Consider the following 3779-nt stretch of genomic DNA (forward strand, 5'->3'; position numbering starts at 1 on the left):
CCCTTGAGGATGAGCTTGCCGCCCCATTGCTCTTTGACCCAGGCGATGTCGGCCCAGGACAGGCGCGGGTCGAACTGCTCGTTGGTCCAGGCCGAGAGAGACCGCATGTCGCTGACGCCCTTCACATGACCCACGAGGTTGCGGAAGGTGTGGCGCTTGGTGCCGGCCATGCCCAGGCACCAGCGTGGCTTGGTCATCAGGTTGAGGATGTTGGCCAGCGTCGGCCGCGGCGGCGCGGTGAGGCCGTTCTTCAGGTCCTTGTGGCGCTGGCCGATGACCTGCAGGTCCAGCGTCAGCACCAGGGCCGAGCACTTGGCGGCCTTGCAGCGGTCGATCATGCGGGCCATGGCCTCGCGGTCGCGCATCATGTAGAGCTGGAACCAGAACGGCGCCGAGGTGTTCTCGGCGATGTCCTCGATGGAGCAGATGCTCATCGTGCTGAGCGTGAACGGGATGCCGAACTTCTCGGCCGCGCGCGCCGCGTGGATCTCGCCGTCGGCGTGCTGCATGCCCGTCAGCCCCACGGGGGCGATGGCCACGGGCATCTTGGCCTGCTGGCCCACCATCTTCACGGCCGTGCTGCGGCCTTCCATGTTGACGGCCACGCGCTGGCGCAGCTTGATGGCCTGGAAGTCGCTCTCGTTAGCGCGGTAGGTCGTCTCCGTCCAGGAGCCGGAATCGGCGTAGTCGTAGAACATGCGCGGCACTCGCTTCTCGGCGAGTTGGCGCAGGTCTTCGATGCAGGTGATGACGGGCATGGCGGACTGGTCGGAGTGAGGCCGCGATGCTAGGCCCGCACCGCACCGGTCGCCCCGGAAAAAAACTCAGCCGGGTCGAGAGGAGTTTTCCGCTTCGAGCGCGCGGCAATGCGCATGCAGCCACTCGGCGAAGGCCTCGGATGCCGGGCTGGCGCGGTGGCGAATGAGGCCGTAGTGGCGCTCGGCCGGCACGGTCAGCGCAAACGGCTGGACGAGGCGGCCTTCGGCCAGCTCGTGGCGGGCGAGGCTGAGCCGGGCCAGTGCCACGCCCTGGCCGGCCAGGGCCGCGGCCAGCGTCAGGCCCAGGTCGACGAAGCGCGGGCCTTCGTCCGGCTCGGGCACGTCGCCCAGGCCGGCGGCGCGCAGCCAGGGCGCCCAGGGCTGCAGCGGCGTGCGCAGCAGCGGCAGGGCGAGCAGGTCGGCCGGCTCGCGCAGCGGTTCGTGGCGGGCCAGCAGGGCGGGCGCGGCCAGCGGCGTGAGGCGGTCGCGCAGCAGCACCTGGGCGGGCGCGATGTCGTCCGGCACGGCGCCGTGGCGGATCTCCATGTCCGCCCCCGCGTCGCCCTCGGCCAGCAGCGGGACTGACAGCGTCAGCTCCAACTCCACCTCGGGGTGGGCTGCCGTGAAGCCGGGTAGCGCGGGCACCAGCAACTGGCGGGCGAAGGTGGGCGTGGACGTCACGCGCAGACGCTCGCGCTGCTGGCTGGCGCGCTGGTGCAGCGGCATGGCCTGCAGCAGGGCCAGGGCCTGGCGTACCTGGGGCAGGTACTCGTGGCCGGCGGAGGTCAGGGTCAGGCCCTTGGCGGGTTGACGCAGGAACAGGGGCTGGCCCAGCCGCTCCTCCAGCCCGGCCACGCGCTTGGCGACGGCGCTGGCCGTCAGCGCGAGTTCGGCGGCGGCGGCCTCGAAGCCGCCCGTGCGGGCCACGGCCTCGAAGGCGAGCAGAGCGTCGAGCGAGGGCAGGCGGATGGCGCGCGAGGACATGGGGTCATCCTACCCAGCCACCCCCCCGGAGCAGGCGAGGGGATGCGGTGCGTCAGAAGTTGATCGTCGTCGGCCCGGCGTCGCGCGACGGCCGGCGCAGGTATTGGCCCAAGGTGCCGGCCATCGCCGCCACGACACCCGCGGCCAGCCGCAGGGCTTGGGGCCTCGCAGCATTTGCGTGACCAAGCCTGGGTGTATCGCCGGGCTGCGCGATGGCGTGCACCAGCGCCAACTCCTGCTGGCGCTCCTGCACGAGGAAGAACATGCGGTTCGGGTCGGCAAAGCGCTGCGCCAGCGCGCGAACCGCCTTCAGCTCGTGGCTGCGTACCCGCACACCTTGCGGGCTCAAGGTGCAGCCCAGGGCACGGCTGCGCAGGTAGAGCGACTTGGCCGCCAGGCGGTCGGGCAGGCAGCCCACGCCGGCGTATAGGCAGTTGGCGAGGTTGAAGGTGGCCTCGGCGTGGCCCATGGCCGCCGCCGTCACGTAGGCCGACAGGCCCGCTGCTTCGTCGACCGGGCCGCCTCGGCCGGTCATCAGCGCCCGCCCGAGCTGGAAGCGCCCGATGGCGCTGCGCCGGGACGCGGCCTGTTCCAGCACCCGCCGCGCCTGCGCCGGGTCCGCGGCCATGCCCAGCCCTTCCAGCTGGCACAGCCCCAGCATGGCGAGCCCGTCCTTGTCGCCGCTGTCTGCCGCGGCACGGAACCAGCCCACCGCGCGCTCATAGTCCGGCGGGTTGGCATGGAACAGGGCCATGCCGTGCTGGAGTGGGTCTACGGGCTGCGCGTTGAGGGCCATGGGCGGGGTCGGCCCCAGGTTGAGGATATTCATGCAGCAGGCGGGCGTTGGAGGTCGATATTGCGACCTGGTTTGGGCGGCCCGAGAGGTGCTCAGGCGCCCGGCAAGGCGTATCCCTGAATTGTTGGTGGGCCGGGCAGCAGGGCAGGGCTGCGCGGCGTGCAGTAATGCTGCAAATTGCCGCAAACCGAGGAGCTCGGCGAGAATTTCAAGGCTTCAGCGGCGGGCCGGCCACCCTGCGCCGGCCGCCACCACAACGCGAACTCCGCCCGACACCATGAGCTTTTCAGTCCTCGCCAAATACGCCATGGAACTGCCTGGCGCCACGCAGGACATCAAATGGGGCGCCGACTGGGTGGCCAGCGTCGGCGGCAAGATGTTCTTCGTCGGCGGGCCACACCCCGGCAAGTGGACGCATTGCAGCTTCAAGGTCGACGAGCACCGCTTCCTGGAGCTGACCGGTGTGCCCGGCATCGCGCCCGCGCCTTACGCGGCGCGGTATCACTGGGTGGCGGTGGAGGATGCGAAGGCGCTGCCCTTGTCGGAACTCAAGGCACTGGTGAAGCGCTCGCATGAGCTGGTGGCTGCCAAGCTGCCGAAGAAGCTGCGGCTGAGCCTGGGCCTGGCCGAGTAGGTCCGGGCCGAGAGCGTGCACCGCGTGACTCGCGCATTGGGCGCCAGCGAAACGCTCAGCTGGATTGGGCGCGCCACACCAGAACGGGCACTTCGGTGTGTGCAAGCACGCGCTGGGTCTCGCTACCGAGCAGCAGCCCGGTCAAGCCCTTGCGGCCATGCGAAGCCATCACGATCAGGTCGCACTGCAGGCGCTTGGCGACACTGCAGATGGCGTCATGGGGATGGTCGTTCTGTTCCATCAAGGTCTCGCAGGGCACCTTCGCTTCGTTCGCCACGTCGCTGACAAACTTGAGGTAAAGGTCCGCGTGGGCCCGCACGTCTGTCGCGAACTGATCGCGCGAACCCTCCAACTCAGACGCTCGATAGGTCAGCACATGAAAGGCAGGCGTGGCGTAGAACGCCGTCACCCGCGCGCCGGAAAGCCTTGCCAACTCGACGCCATGAAAGACCGCTTGCTCGGAGAACCGAGACCCATCGGTCGGAAGCAGGATGTGCTTGAACATGATGCACCTCTGGCTAGAAGCCGGGCACTCGCACGTCAGAGCAGGCCTAGCATCACCTGCCCAGGTGACCCGACCGGACCCGGCTTGCAGGCAGGTCGTCTG

5 protein-coding genes are annotated in these 3779 nt (G+C 69.6%); 1 reads left to right on the forward strand and 4 read right to left on the reverse strand.

Annotated elements, in window-relative coordinates; all coding sequences use genetic code 11:
• The 3 genes from ACXJKR_RS26810 to ACXJKR_RS26820 all read right to left on the reverse strand — a co-directional run.
• Window positions 1-758 (reverse strand): alpha-hydroxy acid oxidase (locus tag ACXJKR_RS26810; protein ID WP_457325407.1); only part of this gene is annotated, 758 nt, incomplete at its 3' end.
• 66 nt (window positions 759-824) lie between these two features.
• Entirely contained in the window at window positions 825-1742 is a 918-nt protein-coding gene (locus ACXJKR_RS26815) for a LysR substrate-binding domain-containing protein (protein ID WP_457325408.1), read from the reverse strand.
• A 52-nt stretch (window positions 1743-1794) separates the two neighbouring features.
• Entirely contained in the window at window positions 1795-2571 is a 777-nt protein-coding gene (locus tag ACXJKR_RS26820) for a tetratricopeptide repeat protein (protein WP_457325409.1), read from the reverse strand.
• Window positions 2572-2815: 244 nt separating this feature from the next.
• Here ACXJKR_RS26820 and ACXJKR_RS26825 point away from each other — a divergent pair, with 244 nt between their 5' ends.
• Entirely contained in the window at window positions 2816-3172 is a 357-nt protein-coding gene (locus tag ACXJKR_RS26825) for an MmcQ/YjbR family DNA-binding protein (RefSeq protein WP_457325410.1), read from the forward strand.
• A gap of 55 nt (window positions 3173-3227) precedes the next feature.
• Here ACXJKR_RS26825 and ACXJKR_RS26830 read toward each other — a convergent pair whose 3' ends face one another.
• Window positions 3228-3677, reverse strand: coding sequence for a universal stress protein (locus ACXJKR_RS26830; protein WP_457325411.1), 450 nt, complete (start codon window positions 3675-3677; stop codon window positions 3228-3230).
• Window positions 3678-3779 lie beyond the last annotated feature (102 nt).

It is taken from the genome of Roseateles sp. P5_E11 (assembly GCF_054049355.1).

Bases quoted from the DNA above. Each gene is read 5' to 3' on its own strand.
- ACXJKR_RS26815 (WP_457325408.1), bottom strand. From the start codon at position 1,742: ATGTCCTCGCGCGCCATCCGCCTGCCCTCGCTCGACGCTCTGCTCGCC.
- ACXJKR_RS26820 (WP_457325409.1), bottom strand. From the start codon at position 2,571: ATGAATATCCTCAACCTGGGGCCGACCCCGCCCATGGCCCTCAACGCG.
- ACXJKR_RS26825 (WP_457325410.1), top strand. From the start codon at position 2,816: ATGAGCTTTTCAGTCCTCGCCAAATACGCCATGGAACTGCCTGGCGCC.
- ACXJKR_RS26830 (WP_457325411.1), bottom strand. From the start codon at position 3,677: ATGTTCAAGCACATCCTGCTTCCGACCGATGGGTCTCGGTTCTCCGAG.